The sequence below is a fragment of the Paenibacillus sp. Y930 genome (assembly GCF_056786375.1).
Map to the genome: position 1 here is coordinate 682,044 of NZ_JBXCIX010000002.1, position 17,681 is coordinate 699,724.

General features: G+C 38.7%; 16 protein-coding genes. 10 read left to right on the forward strand and 6 right to left on the reverse strand.

The window, feature by feature from the left end:
* Positions 1–59 precede the first annotated feature (59 nt).
* The 6 genes from AC1TO5_RS08360 to AC1TO5_RS08385 all read left to right on the forward strand — a co-directional run bounded on the left by AC1TO5_RS08360 (position 60) and on the right by AC1TO5_RS08385 (position 5,794).
* Entirely contained in the window at positions 60–1,052 is a 993-nt protein-coding gene (locus AC1TO5_RS08360; protein ID WP_482062332.1) for an LLM class flavin-dependent oxidoreductase, read from the forward strand.
* Positions 1,053–1,113: 61 nt separating this feature from the next.
* Positions 1,114–1,806 carry a response regulator transcription factor gene (locus tag AC1TO5_RS08365; protein ID WP_482062333.1) on the forward strand — a complete coding sequence of 231 codons (693 nt, stop codon included), beginning with the start codon at positions 1,114–1,116 and terminating at the stop codon, positions 1,804–1,806.
* Positions 1,799–2,899: a HAMP domain-containing sensor histidine kinase gene (locus tag AC1TO5_RS08370; protein WP_482062334.1), complete on the forward strand. Its 1,101-nt coding sequence runs from the start codon at positions 1,799–1,801 to the stop codon at positions 2,897–2,899. Before AC1TO5_RS08365 ends, AC1TO5_RS08370 begins: the two co-directional genes overlap by 8 nt.
* Before the next feature lie 82 nt (positions 2,900–2,981).
* Complete coding sequence (locus AC1TO5_RS08375; protein ID WP_482062335.1) at positions 2,982–3,836, forward strand: M15 family metallopeptidase; 855 nt, start codon at positions 2,982–2,984, stop codon at positions 3,834–3,836.
* A gap of 2 nt (positions 3,837–3,838) precedes the next feature.
* Positions 3,839–4,339 (forward strand): VanZ family protein, encoded by a 501-nt coding sequence (locus AC1TO5_RS08380; RefSeq protein WP_482062336.1) that lies wholly within the window; start codon positions 3,839–3,841, stop codon positions 4,337–4,339.
* A 147-nt stretch (positions 4,340–4,486) separates the two neighbouring features.
* Positions 4,487–5,794, forward strand: coding sequence for a TraB/GumN family protein (locus AC1TO5_RS08385; RefSeq protein ID WP_482062337.1), 1,308 nt, complete (start codon positions 4,487–4,489; stop codon positions 5,792–5,794).
* Between the two features lies 1 nt (position 5,795).
* Here AC1TO5_RS08385 and AC1TO5_RS08390 read toward each other — a convergent pair whose 3' ends face one another.
* On the reverse strand, positions 5,796–6,116 hold the full coding sequence (locus AC1TO5_RS08390) for a thioredoxin family protein (RefSeq protein ID WP_482062338.1): 321 nt from the start codon (positions 6,114–6,116) through the stop codon (positions 5,796–5,798).
* A 295-nt stretch (positions 6,117–6,411) separates the two neighbouring features.
* Here AC1TO5_RS08390 and AC1TO5_RS08395 point away from each other — a divergent pair, with 295 nt between their 5' ends.
* Both AC1TO5_RS08395 and AC1TO5_RS08400 read left to right on the forward strand, forming a co-directional pair.
* A complete protein-coding gene (locus AC1TO5_RS08395) occupies positions 6,412–7,194 on the forward strand; it encodes a TerC family protein (protein ID WP_482062339.1) in 783 nt (260 codons plus the stop codon).
* 382 nt (positions 7,195–7,576) lie between these two features.
* A complete protein-coding gene (locus AC1TO5_RS08400) occupies positions 7,577–8,455 on the forward strand; it encodes a DUF72 domain-containing protein (RefSeq protein WP_482062340.1) in 879 nt (292 codons plus the stop codon).
* A gap of 14 nt (positions 8,456–8,469) precedes the next feature.
* Here AC1TO5_RS08400 and AC1TO5_RS08405 read toward each other — a convergent pair whose 3' ends face one another.
* A complete protein-coding gene (locus tag AC1TO5_RS08405; protein WP_482062341.1) occupies positions 8,470–9,630 on the reverse strand; it encodes a DHHW family protein in 1,161 nt (386 codons plus the stop codon).
* A gap of 101 nt (positions 9,631–9,731) precedes the next feature.
* Complete coding sequence (locus tag AC1TO5_RS08410; protein ID WP_482062342.1) at positions 9,732–11,135, reverse strand: MBOAT family O-acyltransferase; 1,404 nt, start codon at positions 11,133–11,135, stop codon at positions 9,732–9,734.
* 399 nt (positions 11,136–11,534) lie between these two features.
* Here AC1TO5_RS08410 and thrC point away from each other — a divergent pair, with 399 nt between their 5' ends.
* Together thrC and AC1TO5_RS08420 are read left to right on the forward strand one after the other, a co-directional pair.
* A complete protein-coding gene (gene thrC / locus AC1TO5_RS08415) occupies positions 11,535–12,929 on the forward strand; it encodes a threonine synthase (RefSeq protein WP_482062343.1) in 1,395 nt (464 codons plus the stop codon).
* A 279-nt stretch (positions 12,930–13,208) separates the two neighbouring features.
* On the forward strand, positions 13,209–14,141 hold the full coding sequence (locus tag AC1TO5_RS08420) for a manganese-dependent inorganic pyrophosphatase (protein WP_482062344.1): 933 nt from the start codon (positions 13,209–13,211) through the stop codon (positions 14,139–14,141).
* 129 nt (positions 14,142–14,270) lie between these two features.
* On the opposite strand, the gene AC1TO5_RS08425 is transcribed toward AC1TO5_RS08420, so the two are convergent.
* The 3 genes from AC1TO5_RS08425 to AC1TO5_RS08435 all read right to left on the reverse strand — a co-directional run bounded on the left by AC1TO5_RS08425 (position 14,271) and on the right by AC1TO5_RS08435 (position 17,669).
* The gene (locus AC1TO5_RS08425) at positions 14,271–14,921 is read right to left on the reverse strand and encodes a metal-dependent hydrolase (protein WP_482062345.1); all 651 of its coding nucleotides are present in this window, start codon (positions 14,919–14,921) and stop codon (positions 14,271–14,273) included.
* A gap of 239 nt (positions 14,922–15,160) precedes the next feature.
* Positions 15,161–15,322 (reverse strand): hypothetical protein, encoded by a 162-nt coding sequence (locus AC1TO5_RS08430; RefSeq protein WP_482062346.1) that lies wholly within the window; start codon positions 15,320–15,322, stop codon positions 15,161–15,163.
* Positions 15,323–15,593: 271 nt separating this feature from the next.
* The gene (locus AC1TO5_RS08435; protein WP_482062347.1) at positions 15,594–17,669 is read right to left on the reverse strand and encodes a beta-galactosidase; all 2,076 of its coding nucleotides are present in this window, start codon (positions 17,667–17,669) and stop codon (positions 15,594–15,596) included.
* Between the last annotated feature and the right edge of the window lie 12 nt (positions 17,670–17,681).

The following is a 17,681-nucleotide window of genomic DNA, read 5'->3' on the forward strand; positions in this document are numbered from 1 at the left end:
CATATAACTTGCTACTATTATAACAACAACATTGATTACAAAATAAAGGAGCTACTCAAATGATTAATAAATTATCAATATTAGATGTTTCACCTATTATACAAGGCGGTACTGTAGGCGATGCGCTTCAGCGTACGGTTGATTTGGCACAGCATGCAGAGCAATGGGGGTATTCTCGTTATTGGCTTGCTGAGCATCATAACTCTCCAAGCATTGCAAGTTCAGCTACAGCAGTAGTTATTGGTCATGTTGCATCCCAAACAACATCGATTAGAGTAGGATCAGGAGGCGTCATGCTGCCCAATCATGCATCATTAGCGATTGCTGAGCAATTTGGTACATTGGAAGCTTTATTTCCAGGGCGTATAGATCTTGGATTAGGCAGAGCGCCAGGAACGGATCCGCTAACGGCAAAGGCACTTCGTGGTGAGCGTGGAACCAATGGACAAAATTTTCCTGATCAGCTAGATGAATTGAGAAAGTATATTGATCCAACATATGGTACCAGCCGTCCAGCGATACGAGCTATTCCTGGGGAAGGTAGTGATGTTCCAATTTGGCTATTAGGATCAAGTGATTTTAGTGCCACGCTGGCTGCTCAGCAAAGCTTGCCGTTCGCGTTTGCTGGACATTTTTCCCCAACATATATTGTACCGGCATTAAAATTATACCAATCACAATTTGAGCCCTCGACTCGTTATCCCGAGCCATATAGTATGGTAGCTGTCAATGTGATTGCCGCTGAAACGGATGAAGAAGCACAATACTTAGCGACTTCGATGTATCAGTTGTTCCTTGGCTTCGTGAGAAGTAAGTCTGCTCCATTAGCTCCGCCAGTTCGTAATATGGATACTATTTGGAGTGCACAAGAGAAAATGTTTGTAGACCAGCAAGTCGGCTCATCTATTATTGGAAGCAAGGAAACGGTTAAGCAGAAGCTTGAGCAGTTAATTGCAGCTACTGGAGTTGATGAAGTGATGGTGACCGCATATATTCACGACCATGCGGCTAGACTTCGTTCGTTTGAAATTGTTTCGTCTTTGCTAAGGTAGATAATTATGATCAACAATTACAGCAAAGGCAACTGTTAGTAACAAGCTTTGAAAGAGGGGAATGATCGTGTCTACGATACTTATTGCCGAGGATGATCAAGAAATTGCTCAATTAGTAGCGATGCATATTGAGCATGAGGGACATAAAACGATACTTGCATATGATGGACAGGCAGCTTTAGATATCATTATGTCCCGATCAATTGATCTCATTATATTAGATATTATGATGCCACTACTAGATGGTCTGGAGCTAACGCGGAAAATAAGAGAGAAGTATAGTATGCCGATTATTTTTCTAAGTGCTAAAACATCCGACATGGATAAAATTACTGGACTTATTATGGGTGCTGATGATTATATGACCAAACCATTTAATCCGATGGAATTAGTAGCAAGAGTGAATGCGCAGCTTAGAAGATATACACAGCTTAACCAAAGCTTGACGGGAAAGGAATCCCAGTTGCTTATACAAGGTGGCTTACAAATCGATCCCTCTACAAGAATAGTTACGTTGTATGATCAAGTGATCGAGCTGACTCCCAAAGAGTTTGATATTTTGTATCTTTTAGCGCAGCATCCAAAAAAGGTGTTTAGCATAGAAAATATATTCGTTCAAGTATGGGGGGAGTCGTATCAGGACGGTGCCAATACGGTAATGGTACATATTCGTACGCTTCGCAAAAAGCTTGGAAAAGACAAGGATCAATGGATTAAAACAATATGGGGAGTGGGGTATACGTTTAATGGGTAGAGCAATTAAAGGCTTTCGAACTAAAATGCTCTTATTATTCATGCTCAGTATTGCAACGTCGGCCATTATTACATATGGAATTTACCGGGGGATGCAATATTACTACCATAATTATGTATACGCTGAAGACACTATAGCATTGTGGCGAAAATGGATACTAAATGTTGGCGATGTGAACTTTTTCCTTATTGTTTTTATTCCGTTAGCTATTTTAATGTTCTATCTACTGACGATCCCGTATTCGGGCTATTTCAGATCTATATCCCGTGGTATTCATCATCTAGCCAATGGTGAATTTTCGGAGCAGGTTGTTATTGCGTCACGCGATGAATTTCAAATTATTGCTGAAGACATTAATCGTGCAGGAATGAAGCTTCAAGAAGCTGTAACGCGAGGTGATTTTGCCGAAAGCAGTAAAGATCAGCTTGTGCTCAATTTGGCTCATGATCTACGAACGCCACTTACTTCAGTTATCGGGTATTTGGAGTACATTTTACAGCATGAAGAGTTAGCGAAAGAAACATCAACGCATTATACGATGATCGCTTATACAAAGTCCAAGCGATTAGAAACACTTATTGAACAGTTGTTTGAAATTACTAGAATGAACTATGGTCATCTTTCATTAAAGCAAAAGCCGCTTGATCTCATTCAATTGCTTGTTCAGTTGACGGAGGAATTATATCCTATCTTCGAATCACATCAGCTGGAGGCGAGATTAAGCTTACCATCAGTTGTTCAAATAAATGGCGATGGGGAACTACTCGCGCGTGTTTTTGAAAATTTGTTTACTAATGCAGCAAGGTATGGGCATGAAGGGAAATACGTCGATATTGAAGGGGAAATATTTGATGATCATATTGAAATTATCGTGAAAAATTACGGTAGTTATATTCCTCAGGAAGAGCTCCCGTTTCTATTTGATATGTTCTATAGTGGGGATCGTGCTCGGACAGAACAAGAAGGTAGTACTGGACTAGGTTTATATATTGCGAAAAACATTATCGAACAGCATGGCGGTACGATTAGCGTGCAAAGTGAGGTTACCGCTACACAATTTACAGTAATATTGCCCATAGGATTGGAAACTTAAGAAATACTTAAGATTTCCCCATCTTTTTTATTAATATCCTTTCGTTATGATAGATGAACAATGTAATGAGAGGAAGCTAGAAATGAAGAAAGCAATCGTATTATCATGCGTAGCAGCAGTGCTAATCTATCTATTTGTTGGTTTCAAGGAACGTGGCGTGCAGCTTAAACCGTATAATAATGAATTACAACAAGATGGATATGAGCTTATGCCTGTAGATGAAGAAATGAAATATGCGGGGAATTTAATTCTCGTTAACAAAGACTATAAGCTACGCGATGAAGGCTTAGTTGATGATCTCGTCCTTGTTGTGAAAGAAGATCAATATACTAGCGGATATCGGCTTGATAATGACGATATTAAGCTATCAGAATTAGTCATTCGCAACTTTCAAAATATGGTTGACGATGCGCAAGAAGATGGAATAACACATTTAATATTGAATAGTGGCTATCGAAATAAAGAGAAGCAAGCTTCGTTATATAATGAAATGGGTTCTCAATACGCTTTACCAGCGGGATATAGCGAGCATAATATCGGATTATCATTGGACATCGGTTCATTAGTAGGCAAGATAGAGGATGCACCTGAAGGGAAATGGCTAAGGGAAAATGCTGCTCGTTTTGGTTTTATATTACGCTATCCCGAGGATAAAGTCGATATTACGGGAATTGAATATGAGCCTTGGCATTTTCGTTATGTGGGAGTTCCACATAGTGTCATTATGCAAGACCGGCGTTGGGTGCTTGAAGAATATTTGCAATATGTAAGAGAAAATCGTAATTTGCAAACAACAATTGCTGGGAAGAAATATTTGATTAACTATTATGAGTTTGAACAAGAGTTGCAGATTAAAGTTCCGACAAATAAAAGCTATACTATTTCAGGAGATAATAGCAATGGGATTATCGTGACGTTAGAGTTAGGAGGACAATAAAGGTGTTGCGAAAAATGCTGTTAGTTCCGCTTTTTATCATCAATTTATTCGTTTTATTGAAAATTATTTTATTCAAATTTGGTCCAGTGTCGCTGATGACTTTAATAGAGCAAGCAAAAAATACATACGAGCATCCAGACATCATTATTAATAGATGGAAATGGGCTAATCTTGTACCTTTCGATACGATAACACCAAGTCTTGGACTTCAACTAAGCATGTCACAATTTATGAATTTGTATGGCAACATTGCTATTTTTATCCCAACTGGTATTTTAATTAGTTTGATGGTGACGAAGCGATGGTCATTATCTATTCTCATATCATTTGGAATTAGCCTAATGCTAGAAAGCCTACAATTAATACTAGCAATGGGTTCCTTCGACGTAGACGATCTTATTCTGAATACTGCTGGTGGTATGATAGGAGCGGGAATTGTTGTAATTGGAACTGCTGTGTTGAAAAGACTATTTCGCTTTGGAGTGGTTCAAGAAGTGCGCTAAGCCAAGCAGTAGCTACGAGAACTAATTGCTAGTGGAACAGCTACTAGTACTCGTAGCGTTGATATTATACACTAGATCATGCTACCAAATTATGGTACGATGTTTGCTAGCATTGCTACAAATATATGATTTGGAGATGAGAGACTAGTGAAAAAAAGTTTAGCTGTTTTATTTTCATTTTTGCTAATTTTCACAATCGCTTTACCAGCTCAAGCAGCGAGTTCAACGAACGCAACGGTCTATTATAATGGAGAAAAATTATCATTAACGGAAGCTCCATTTATTGAAAAAGGTAAAACATACATACCATTGCGGAGCTATTTCGAAGAGCTAGGCTATAATGTATCCTATTCGGATAAACAGAAAACTATTATAGTTTCATATGAAGGTTTTAAATCTACTATTGATTTGAAAAAAAATAAAGTTTCTGAATATGGCGAGATTATCGTCGACAAGCTAGATGTTATTCAACGTAATTATACGACCTATGCCCCACTTAGAGAATTACAACCGATTACATTATTGAATATGGAATGGAAGAAAGAGAGTAACTCGATCTATTTAACGGATATGTATCCAGCAACGAATCCAACAACGGATGAAGATACGATAGAAGATCAATTAGCTTCTCAAGGATTTTTATGGAAGACTGAACACAATGGAAATACTGTATATCTACTAGGCTCGATCCATGTTGGCGATGAAGCATTATATCCATTAAGAGCTGAAATTAATAAGGCATTCGCAGCATCAGATGTTGTGGTAACTGAAGTGGATACTAATAAAGAGTTAACGAAAGAAGAAGAAGAAGCTATCGACAAATTGATATATTATGAAGATGGTACGACACTTAAAGATCATATATCTCCAGAAACATATGCGAAGATAGTTGTTTTGGCGAAAAAAGAAGGCTTTAATATGGAAGCAGTTGATCAGACGAAAGTTTGGCTCGTTAATATGATACTTGAAGATTTAATTCCGGAGGATGAGAAAATCAGTCCTGACTACGGTATTGATACTTATTTCTTAGAGTCAGCTCAAGACAGAAAAATACCTAATCTAGAATTAGAAACAGCTTATTTACAATACCAAATGTTAAGTAGCTTCTCTGACGAATATGAAGAAGAAGCATTGAAAAATGCGCTTAAGATGATTCGATATGCTGAACTAGGCTATGATGTGAATAATGGTTCTGACTATCTCCTTAATATTTGGAAAGCGGGAGATATTGAGCCGCTAGATAGTATGGCGGAATCATTGAAAAAGGAAGAGCTTGATTACTACAATGGTATGCTTGCTAACCGTAATAAAGGTATGGCAGATAAAGTTGTAGGTTATTTGAACGGAACTGAGACGAAAACATATTTTGTCATTGCAGGTGCGCTTCATATGGCTGGCTCTGATAGTATTATTAAGCTACTAGAAGCGCAAGGCTACAAGGTTGAACGATTGTAGTTTAATTAATTTGTAATTTCGCATAGAGTGCGTCTACGGATTGAATCGCATAGACAACATCGATCATTTTACCATTATGAATAAGGACGAGTGCTGGTATACTGCGTAGCTGCCATAATTCACGGAAATATGGTGTGTAATTAATATTTGCTTGATAAAGTGAATATGGAACGCCAACTGCTTGTACAATTTGTAGCATCGTTAAGGCTACTTTACATGTCCCGCAAAACGGTGATGTAAAAAGTATGGCGACTCGTCCGATTTCTATGGATGCCATCTGGTGAAGTTGATCTTCAGTAAGTTCTGTAATGATTTGATTCATATGTATTCCCTCCATCGGAATAATCATAATATTTTTTTGGGAAAAATGAAACCCTTATGAACAAAGGCTCGTATAGAAAGAGATAGGTCGTAAAATTTCATATGCATATACCTCCAAAGGGGAGTAGCTACTACAATAAAATCGTCATCACGAGAGAAATCTCCGGTTTTATTGGCAACGAATGCAATAATCGTTGTTTGCAAGACCTTTGCCTATTTTGGCAAAGGTTTTTTTTATGTGCTGAAAGGAAATTGACGCTTATTCAATAGTTAATAACAAATCTAGGAGGAATACGATGGATTGGTCAATTTTTTTTGAGTATGGTTCAGTTTTACTAATTCTAATTGCATTAGAAGGTTTATTAGCAGCAGATAATGCACTCGTACTTGCAATTATGGTAAAGCATTTACCAGAAGAAGAACGCAAAAAGGCATTGTTTTACGGGTTGTTTGGCGCATTAGTATTTAGATTTTTATCATTGTTTATTATTTCTTTCTTGGTGGATATATGGCAGGTCCAAGCAATCGGAGCATTGTACTTACTCTTTATTGCACTCAACCATATACTAAGAAAATTATGGTTTCACGGAAAAAATTCAACGAAGCCTAAAAAAGAGAAAAAAGGAAGTGGCTTCTGGGTTACTGTATTAAAAGTAGAATTAGCAGATATTGCTTTTGCGATTGATTCGATATTGGCAGCCATTGCACTTGCTGTATCTTTACCGGCTACGAATTTACCGAAAATAGGTGGTATGGATGGTGGTCATTTCATCGTCATATTCCTTGGTGGACTAGTCGGCGTAATTATTATGCGTTTCGCAGCAAATATGTTTGTTAAATTACTTGAAAGTCGTCCAGGTCTTGAAATTGCGGCATTCTGTATTGTTGGTTGGGTTGGTATTAAGCTTGCTGTTCATACATTGGCTCATGAGGCTGTTGGCGTAATCTCTCATGATTTTGCAGAATCAACGGGCTGGAAGTTAACATTCTATATCGTACTTATTGGAATCGCTGTGCTTGGTTGGATACTATCTAACAATAAGCATGCTAAAGGTGAAGGAACTAAGCAATCTGCTTAGTGCTTTAACAAGTAATTAATGGGTTCGTCCAATATTGAAAAAACACTCTACTCTTGCTAAAGTAATAAGCAAGAATAGAGTGTTTTTATGTTGGAGTAGCAATTGCTGTATCTTAATAAGGCTCAAAACCAAAACCAGCGCTTGACGAAATATGAATGGATATACGGATGTGCCGAAGTAGCCCCATCCAGCGCACATTAAGGCTACTTTGGCTTTGTTATTTACACGTGTACCAAGGGGCCAAAGCTATCTTAAAAATGATCAATCATGCCGATAACGTACCTGATGTCCGCTTACGTATACAAATTTAAACAGTCAAGCACTTATTATGAGGTTGAGCCCTTATTAATAAAAATAATAATTATTAGTATGAGGTGATGATATGAGTATCTATATAGGACTTGGTGGCTGGGGAGATCATGATTCACTATATGTTAAAGGTGCGAACAGTACAAATAAGCTAGCGTTATATAGTAATCACTATGAGGTAGTTGAAATCGATAGTACTTTTTATGCTATCCAATCAGCTGAACGGATGAGTCTATGGCTAGCTCAAACTCCGCCTCAATTCAAATTTATTGTGAAAGCTTATCAAGGAATGACCGGACATCAACGAAGAAGCACTGGCATTGCCTCCAAACGAGGGGAAATGTTCGCTTCATTTATCGCAATGCTGCAGCCTCTAATCGAGCAAAACCGGCTGGTATGCGTCTTATTTCAATTTCCACCTTGGTTTGATTGCATGACTAAGCATGTGATGGTGCTTCGTTCAACGAAAAAGTTAATGGGCAACATTTCCTGTGCGTTAGAATTTCGACATCTAAGCTGGTTTAAGAATGAGATGCGCGAGAAGACAATTCAATTTATGAAGGATGAGCAATGGATTCATACTGTTTGTGATGAACCGCAAGCTGGTGATGGTAGTGTTCCGATGATAGTTGAGTCAACGGATGCGAAAATAACGATGGTAAGATTACATGGTCGCAATGAAAGTGGTTGGAACGATACAGGAGATGAAAAGTGGCGTGAAGTAAGATATTTGTACAATTATAGCGAGCAGCAGTTAATGGAATGGTTACCGAGGCTAGAACAGTTGTCGCAAGGCAGTCAAGATGTCTATGTCATATTCAATAATAACTCAGGTGGACATGCTGCCGGTAATGCTAAGCAGCTTATGACGTTATTAGGGCAACAACGCCCTGACGGCCAGCAACCAATGGATGCAATACGACAGAGCGTTGAGCAGTTAGAGCTATTCTAAATAGATCGTTCAAATTAATATTTCAAATTAAGCAAACTGCGCTCCGTAATAAATGTTGGCGTATTATATAGTAGTAGTACTTCGTCAAATTGTTCCTGCTCCATATAGTCTTTCATCGAGCCGTTATAATAACGTAGATCGACAACATGGATTTCACGAGCGTGGTTCACTAATAATGGAATAAAATTATGGGCATAAGAATCTTTAATGACAAGTAATTTATCAATTTCAGGCTCTTTTTTCGTTTGTCCATTGATCGGTTCATTCGTAATCGTCATTAGTGCATGAACCCCACCGAGATAATAGCTATACTGATCTTTGACTTCGAGGAAGCTATCATAGTACAACGAATCACTAGTTGATTCATCATCAGCAATAAACATATGTGAACTAAACCAGCGGCTAGTGAAAGCAACAAGCTCATCAGGCTGTGATCCCCAAAATTGTCCCTTTGTATCATAGCTGCCAAGGAAGCTAGTCGACATCGTTGTAGGCTGTAATTCATCCAAAGCAATAGGCTCGATGCCAAGGCTATTCATATATTCCACATAAGCGTAATAAGCACCATAGCTCGTCCAGTGATGATCGTTACGGAAATATAACATTTTTTCATCAGCGATATGAGGTTGAAGTGCTTCAATTCCATTAATGAAATTAATATCTGTGGATAAATGCGTTTGAATTGACTCGTTCGTATACTGCTGAGAGAAAGAACTACTCCATTTCGGCAAATATTGTGGATACAATTCCACGGAAGTAGGTGCTAATAGCAAAGACATATGTGTATTAGTGAAATTAACTTGGAATTTGTTAATACTATCCACATATTTTTCCACATCTCCCCAAACAGGCTCTTTCATCGGTTCGAATAAGTAGCCATTATCCCCATGAATAATTCCGTTATTAACAGTCATTAGGCGAGCTTGTTCAGCGATTGATTTAACCATAAACCATTGCTGACGATATGGAAATTGGTCAGAAAGATATTTCTCTGTATCTTCAGCAAACGATTTATCCATTAATGCGTCCCAGCTAAACGTCACTTTGCTTTGTAGCGTTCGATTTTCAAACTGCGAAAAGCTACCCTTTGGCGAGACTAGAAATAATATCAATAACCCTCCAAGCATCGCCGTAAATCCAATAATATATAATTTAGCATTCCATTTGTTAGTCATCGTTGTAACTCCTTAAACTTTTCTTACTTGAAGTAAAGCGTCTATGCAAAGAAAAGTACTTCGAAAGAATAGGCAAAATGTTCGTGCTATTTGAACTACCCCTAAAAGCGGAAATATAGAAATGGGTTGAAGCTGGCGTCTACCAAATACGCAATCGATATGAATAGCAAGAGCATATGAATTGCCCAGATAACAACCTGCCCACTAGTCGCTTGCGTAAATCGATTCCATAGCTTAATTTTTGGTGAAATTGATACGATAACGAGTATCGCTAATAATACAATATAATTTCGAAGCTGGAATAATAACTCATTGCTAATCCATACTGAGCCTTCATGCATGCCAAGCATTGACATTATATATTTCCCCATCGCTGTCATATCTTCGAACACGAACAGTACCCAGCCACAAAGAATAAAAATGATCGCATAACTATGCTGTAGCCAGCGTGGCAAACGAGTTAACCATTTTAATAGGAATAGTTTTTCACAAATTAAGACGATACCGAAATAAATACCCCATAAGGCAAAATTCCAGCTTGCTCCATGCCATATTCCAGTAAGTGCCCATACAATCATTATATTGCGAAGCTGCTTCCACAGTCCTTGTCGATTGCCACCGAGTGGAATATATACATAATCCCTGAACCAGCTACTAAGTGAAATATGCCATCTCCGCCAAAAGTCTGTAATACTTCTAGCTAGATAAGGTAAATTAAAGTTTTCATTGAAGCGGAAGCCAAACATAAGTCCAAGTCCAATTGCCATATCCGAGTAACCGCTGAAATCGAAGTAAATCTGGAAGGCGAATGCAATGATACCGAGCCAAGCTAACCATATCGACATGGCATCCGTTGGCTGCGACTGGATATGATCCCAAAGTAAACCAATATTATTGGCAAGCAGTACCTTTTTGGCAAGCCCACGAATAAAACGTTGTATACCTTCGGCAAATTGAGCTTCGTTGAATTTACGATTTTGTAATTGTGCCGCAATGGTACTGTACTGAACAATTGGTCCAGCAACTAACTGCGGGAAGAGTGCAATATAGGTTGCGAACGGAACCCAACGCTGCTGCGGCTGGACTTTACGTCGATACACATCAATTATGTATGAGATCGATTGAAAGGTGTAAAATGATATCCCGATCGGCAATGGTAGATCGAGCTCGGCAATATTGGTGCCTAGTACATTGTTCACATTTTCAATAAGGAAGCCTGCATATTTGAAAAACAATAGAACAGCTAAGTTAATCACAATGGATACAATAAGCAACATTTTGCGTGAACGCTCACCACGCTGCGTATTTCCAATCCATTTACCAAGCCAAAAATCAGTTGTCGTTGATACTAACAAAAGGACTATGTAGATCGGTTCACCCCATGCGTAGAAAATAAAGGAGCTAATAAGCAAAATCCAATTGCGAAACTTCGGCGGACAAATATAATAAAGAAATAGAACGGTAGGAAGAAAGAACACAATAAATAATAAACTGCTAAAAACCATAAGTAGTCACCTGTTATGTTAGAATAGTATTGAGTTATATGAATCAAACGACAGAAGCAAGCATAATGTTGCAATAATGCGATCTTGAAATTATTACCATTCACGATTACTTGCAATTGAATAAAAAGTCATTAAACAAATTGAACATTCATTTTTTGGTCAAACGATGGTAAAATGCTAGTAGTAGATGTATGCATGTATACAATATAGGTGCGTGAATTGAAGTCGTCAGCATATATTAATATTGATTGACGTCGCACCTCACGTAAATGTGAATTCTAGTACAATAGCTTATGCTTTCACATAAGAAGCAATGAAATAGACTATTGCTTCCGCTGCAAGTTTTTATAGCGAGGAAGTAGTTCATTGAGGCAATAAAAATTTTTAGGAGGTACGATAATGGAGTACATTAGTACAAGAGGTAACGTTGGTAGTATTGGTTTTGTCGATGCATTCATGATGGGGCTTGCTAATGATGGTGGCTTACTAATTCCGAAGGAAATCCCAACTTTCTCTGAAGAAACATTACAGGCTTGGAGTAAGCTAAGCTATACAGAGCTAGTGCTTGAAATATTCTCGCATTTCACAAATGATGAAATTCCGGCAGATGATATGAAGGAATTAGTAACGGCAAGTTACAGCACATTCCGTCATCCAGAAGTAACACCAGTGAAAAAGCTCTCTGATGAGTTATATTTATTGGAGTTATTCCATGGTCCTACATTTGCATTTAAAGATATTGCATTACAATTCATGGGACAGTTCTATTCCTATGTAGCGAAAAAACAAGGTGTCCAAATCCATATTCTAGGTGCAACATCAGGTGATACTGGTGCTTCTGCTATTGAAGGCGTGCGTGGTAAAGATGGCATCAAAATATGTATTCTTCATCCGCATGGTAAAGTAAGTAAAGTTCAAGAATTGCAAATGACGACGGTAAAAGAAGATAATGTATTGAATCTTTCTGTAGATGGTAATTTTGATGATTGCCAAGGAATTATTAAAGAATTGTTTGCTGATCTTGATTTTAAAGCTGAAAACAAACTTGCTGCAATCAATTCGATAAACTTTGTCCGTATCCTTGCACAGACTGTATACTACTTCTATGCATATTTCCAAGTTTCCAAAGAAGCCGGTTCAGTTAAAGTGAACTTTAGTGTGCCAACGGGTAACTTCGGCGATATTTTCGCGGGATATTTAGCTAAACGAATGGGACTACCTATTAATAAATTGATTTTGGCAACTAATGAAAATAATATTCTTGAGCGTTTTATTAACGAAGGAGTATATATGCCTGGTGATTTCCGTATGACATACAGTCCGTCTATGGATATTCAAGTAGCAAGTAACTTCGAGCGCTACTTATATTATGTGCTCGGTGAAGATGCTGAGCTTATTACTTCAATTATGGAGCAATTTAAAGTTGAAGGTGAAATATCGATTTCTCCAGAAGCACTTGCTAAAGTTCAAGCTGAATTTGCGGCATATGGTGTTCAAGGTCAAGAATGTCTTACTACGATTTCAGATTACAAAGAATCGACGAATTATTTGCTAGATCCTCATAGTGCATGTGGTGTTGCTGCTGCCAATCAATGTGCTGCTAAAGGTGAAATTACGATTTCTCTTGCTACTGCCCATCCTGCTAAATTCAATGAAGCCATTGAATTATGTGGAATTGAGCAAGAGTACCCAGAGCAGATTCAAGCGCTATTCAATCAATCGCAACGCCAAACTCGTATTGCGGGTGACAAAGCGGCGATTGCTACTACGATTGAGCAATTTTATCGTGCGTAATTAGTATAAATATGAATAAGCTATTGTCTTGCATCGTGTACCTATGCAGGGCTTTAGCTTTTTTAATATTGCGCAAAATACTATCACACAAAAATAGGGAAAATAATCATAGTAAAGTACTAGGAATAATGTGGAAAAGATAGTATAATATATTTTAGATGCTTGTAAGTCAGAATGCACTTATAATATTAGAATAACTAATTATGCTTCCGATGTATTTTTCAATTACATATGAAGAATATCGAGAAGACAATGAAAAATTGAAGGAGTTAAAAAACTATGTCAAAAACTTTAATTTTCGGTCACAAAAATCCTGATACGGATACTATTACTTCAGCATTAGTATATGCTGACTTGAAAACTAAGCTAGGTGCAGACGTTGAAGCTGTTCGTTTAGGCGATGTTAACGGTGAAACTCAATATGCATTGGACTATTTCGGAGTTGAAGCTCCTCGTTATGTAGCAACTGTTGCTAATGAAGTAAGTGAAGTTATTCTTGTTGACCACAATGAGCGTCAACAAAGTGCTGATGATATCGATCAAGTACGTGTTGTTGAAGTTATCGATCATCACCGTATTGCTAACTTTGAGACTAGTGCTCCTCTATATTTCCGTGCTGAGCCAGTAGGCTGCACAGCAACTATTCTTAATAAGCTTCACAAAGAAAACGGTGTAGCCGTAACGAAAGAAGTGGCTGGTCTAATGCTTTCAGCTATCATTTCTGATTCGCTACTATTCAAATCTCCAACTTGTACAGAGCAAGATGTTGCAGCAGCTAATGAGCTTGCAGCTATCGCTGGTGTTGACCCACAAGTATATGGTCTTGAGATGCTTAAAGCAGGTGCAGACCTAAGTGATAAAACAATTCAACAATTAATTTCCCTAGATGCTAAAGAGTTCTCTATGGGTAACTATAAAGTAGAAATCGCACAAGTTAATGCTGTAGATACGAACGATGTTCTATCTCGCCAAGCTGAGCTTGAGCCAGCTCTTCAAGCAATTATCGAAGCAAAAGGTCTTGATCTATTTTTACTAGTTACAACGGATATTCTTAACAATGATTCCGTTGCACTAGCACTAGGTAAGCAAGCTTCTGCTGTAGAAAAAGCTTATAACGTAACACTTGATAACAACACTGCACTATTGAAAGGTGTCGTATCTCGTAAATCTCAAATCGTTCCAGTATTAACTGAAACATTGAATGCACTTTAAGATTCGGGGAAAATAGGCGTTTGTGATGTTTAACGTCTCTAGCCATTATAAATAGGAGCAGTTCTCGATAATCTGAGGACTGCTCCTTTTACATATAAAGTAATCTATATTAGTTGTTTATCATCAAAATTATAATTTCAGTTTGAACTTTTTCTTCGTTAACGGATATAGCCACCGTACGCCAGCGGGTGTCAGCATGTCAGCGATAATATGTGAAAGATAACCTAGCGCAGCTGTTAAGCCTAGTCCGTCTACTGCTAACTGTTGCTCTAACCCATATCCCATTAGTCCCCATAAAGGTATAATCCATATTGTATGAGTTAGTCCACGATGTTTGAGCCAAGGAGCAATAACAGTAAATAGACCGAGCCCAATGAGCCAATACCAGCTTTCCGAAATTCCGTAAACTCCAAGTGCTGCACCGATAATACTTACCAATGCATTTCGCATAGCGCTGCGATTAACGATTAATCCGATAAGTATAGCTGCAACAGATGCACCGATCCATAATGGCGAGAAGGCAGAAGTGGATAGCCATAAGTAAAGTGAAAAAGCTAACCCTGCGATACCACCGATTAGTGTAAACTGATGAAGATTCCGACTTATCTTTGTTAATTTCCTTGTTAAAATACTAGGGCCATCAAGATCAGCAGCTAGTGCCGAAAAGCTTGCTACCCCGATATATGCGACAACAGAGTCTAATTGCTGGGCAGGTGAAAAGTACAAAGTACAAGCTGCTCCAATCGTAGCTCCGATCGCCAAATGTGTTTTACCGTTCATGAAACCTCCTGCTGTGAAATCTAGTTGAAGTTGTAGCTTTAGCTAGTGTGACGCTGGGATGACCAATTGTTGTTCGAGCGATGCTAGTGTGACGCTACGATGACCAATCGTTGTTCCAATCGTCGTTGTCCTCGGATTTATCGTAATGGTACAAGCAGAATAAATCCGAGGACAAAAACGACCGCTATCGCTTTTCCACGAACGATTAGTTCTTTCCACTACGTAGCATTACATCGTGATCACAAGCGGGCTTTGTTGACCTGCTCGTTGCGTATCATTTGTTCAATCTTCTCAATCAACTCTTGCTGCATCGCTTGCTTTTTCTTGCGATTGAACCAACTCCAGCGTGTCTTGCTCTTCAATAATTGCAGTAAAAATTGCTTTTCTTGAAGTGTAAACATGGTAATACTCCTTTCAAGACCTACATTTCCTCGATTGTTAGCTTTCAATTCAATGTGGATTAAGCTTCCTGCGTCACTTCGTTATCAAAGTCTGCTAATTGAACTTCCGCTTAAAATAAAGGTTCAAAACATTCGCTTGTCAGCACCAAGAAGATGCCCCACAGCGGAAACGAGTAGCACAGCGTACGTATTGTGTACGTGAGCACACGCAGGCTTTCGATGGGGGAACATATTCGATGTCGATTAAGCTACGTTAGCAAATACATCGTGATCACAAGTGGATGTTTTGAACTTCCTCTACTAATAGTAACACATCGTACCCTTTTAACTCGATCAGACCACCGATCATTTCATTCGTTAGCAGATTGAGTTTCTGCTCATCAAGCTGAATTGACATGGACTGCTCACTATAATTCAATAGTATGTAAATGCGTCTGCTCTCATTACTACGAACAGCAAGCTCAACCTCAGCAGGTAAGTGTAACCAAGTTGCTGGCGAATGTACCTGGGGTAATAATGATAATATTTCATTAGCAAGCTGCTCACTGAATACTGAGCCATAATACCAAGCAAACCCTTTACCGTAACGATGTCGAGTTAATGCAGGCTTACCAGCGTAATAATCATCCTCATATGTAGCAAGTACTTCAACGTCATCTGAAATAGGCTCAATAATTTCATTGAAATGCTGTGTAGCTACTGTGTTGCCATTGCTCAAAAGCTTAATAGATGGTGCTGATCTTGTCCCTTTTATAACGGTATATTCCTCAAGCTCAATGCCAGTTAATTTGGAGGCTACGCCTGGGAATGGTAGCATATAGCAATGACCGCGAGTATCTTTATAGCCAGTCCGGCAGCCAAAGATAATTTGTCCTCCGAGCTCCACATATTGCTCTAATAATGAAGCTGTAGCAGCACTCATAATGGCAGGATGGGGATAGATTATAAGTTGATATTTTTGTAGCTCTTCTAAATTAGTACTCTCTTCCATATATACAATGTTTGTCGGGATATGTTTTCGCGTTAGAGCCTTATACCATTCCTTACTGCTCTTCCAACCATATGGTCCGTGCCATACATCATATTCGCCGTCCCACTCATTATTATAGTCACGCATAATGGCAACGTTTGCTTCATAAGTAGTAGGCGCAAGTAGATCACTAATATGTTGTAATTCTTGTCCGACTTTAGCAGCTTCAGCAAGACGCCGATTTGGTTTATTACTATAATCATTGAGACCATGCCAATAGATTTCTTGCCCGAACGCTGCTGTCCGCCAACGGAAATAGACGACCATATTAGCGCCATGTGCGATTGATTGATAGCTCCAAAGACGTAACTGACCAGGACGAGGCGATGGCATATCCATCTTATTCACCCAGCCACCTGGACCTGCTTGCTGCTCCATTATGCAAAACTGCGATGAGATAGAACGAACAGCGCTAAGCGTTTGACTCCAACTTCGATCAGCCAAAGGATTTTCCTCGTTTGGATCATTAAAAATAGTAGAAAACTGCGGATAAGAATCGTAACTGAAAAAGTCGAGTAATTGATCAGTTAATTGATGACTGTTCAAATGTCCGAATAATCCATTTGTCGTTATAAACTGATGCGGTGCAAGCTCGGCAATAATATCTGCTTGGATGCGAGCGAAAGCAATGACACTATCAGATATAAAACGTTTTTCATCAAGTGCAAGATGCGGATTCGGTTGTCGACCACCTGGAACTAGACGTGGAAGATATACTTGTTCCCAGCTCGAATAGGTTTGGCTCCAGAACGTTGTACCCCAAGCTTCATTCAATGCATCGAGCGTTATATAACGAGCCTCTACCCATTGACGGAAAGCGACATGATCAGCTTCGCTATAGAACTCTCCGATTTCACAGTTAAATTCATTATCGATTTGCCAGCCGATCACATTAGGATGGGTACGATAATGCTCTACTAGTTTAGTAGTAATGATAGCGCAAAATTGATGATATATTGTACTTGAATAATTCGTATGACGTCGTAATCCATGCTGTAATAGATGACCTTCAATCGTTGCATTGAGTACTTGAGGATATTTCTCGGTAAGCCATGCAGGTGGTGTTGCAGTTGGCGTTCCGATAATTACTTTCATATCATGTTCCTTGGCAAGTTGCAAAACTTTGTCGAATAGCTCAAAGCTGAACTTTCCTTCTAACGGCTCGAAGACTGACCATGCAAATTCAGCGATACGAATAATCGAAATGCCCATTTCTTTCATACGTGTCATATCATCTGCCCATAAATGCTGTGGCCACTGTTCAGGATAATAGCATACACCTAGTGAAAGTTGTTTATTTAATTGAAATTTGCTCATAACGATATCCCC

Excerpts from the sequence above, each read along its gene's own strand:
- AC1TO5_RS08400 (WP_482062340.1), top strand. The coding sequence starts at position 7,577 with ATGAGTATCTATATAGGACTTGGTGGCTGGGGAGATCATGATTCACTA.
- AC1TO5_RS08410 (WP_482062342.1), bottom strand. The coding sequence starts at position 11,135 with ATGGTTTTTAGCAGTTTATTATTTATTGTGTTCTTTCTTCCTACCGTT.
- thrC (WP_482062343.1), top strand. The coding sequence starts at position 11,535 with ATGGAGTACATTAGTACAAGAGGTAACGTTGGTAGTATTGGTTTTGTC.
- AC1TO5_RS08365 (WP_482062333.1), top strand. The coding sequence starts at position 1,114 with ATGATCGTGTCTACGATACTTATTGCCGAGGATGATCAAGAAATTGCT.
- AC1TO5_RS08375 (WP_482062335.1), top strand. The coding sequence starts at position 2,982 with ATGAAGAAAGCAATCGTATTATCATGCGTAGCAGCAGTGCTAATCTAT.
- AC1TO5_RS08425 (WP_482062345.1), bottom strand. The coding sequence starts at position 14,921 with ATGAACGGTAAAACACATTTGGCGATCGGAGCTACGATTGGAGCAGCT.
- AC1TO5_RS08360 (WP_482062332.1), top strand. The coding sequence starts at position 60 with ATGATTAATAAATTATCAATATTAGATGTTTCACCTATTATACAAGGC.
- AC1TO5_RS08390 (WP_482062338.1), bottom strand. The coding sequence starts at position 6,116 with ATGAATCAAATCATTACAGAACTTACTGAAGATCAACTTCACCAGATG.
- AC1TO5_RS08420 (WP_482062344.1), top strand. The coding sequence starts at position 13,209 with ATGTCAAAAACTTTAATTTTCGGTCACAAAAATCCTGATACGGATACT.
- AC1TO5_RS08430 (WP_482062346.1), bottom strand. The coding sequence starts at position 15,322 with ATGTTTACACTTCAAGAAAAGCAATTTTTACTGCAATTATTGAAGAGC.
- AC1TO5_RS08395 (WP_482062339.1), top strand. The coding sequence starts at position 6,412 with ATGGATTGGTCAATTTTTTTTGAGTATGGTTCAGTTTTACTAATTCTA.
- AC1TO5_RS08370 (WP_482062334.1), top strand. The coding sequence starts at position 1,799 with ATGGGTAGAGCAATTAAAGGCTTTCGAACTAAAATGCTCTTATTATTC.
- AC1TO5_RS08405 (WP_482062341.1), bottom strand. The coding sequence starts at position 9,630 with ATGACTAACAAATGGAATGCTAAATTATATATTATTGGATTTACGGCG.
- AC1TO5_RS08435 (WP_482062347.1), bottom strand. The coding sequence starts at position 17,669 with ATGAGCAAATTTCAATTAAATAAACAACTTTCACTAGGTGTATGCTAT.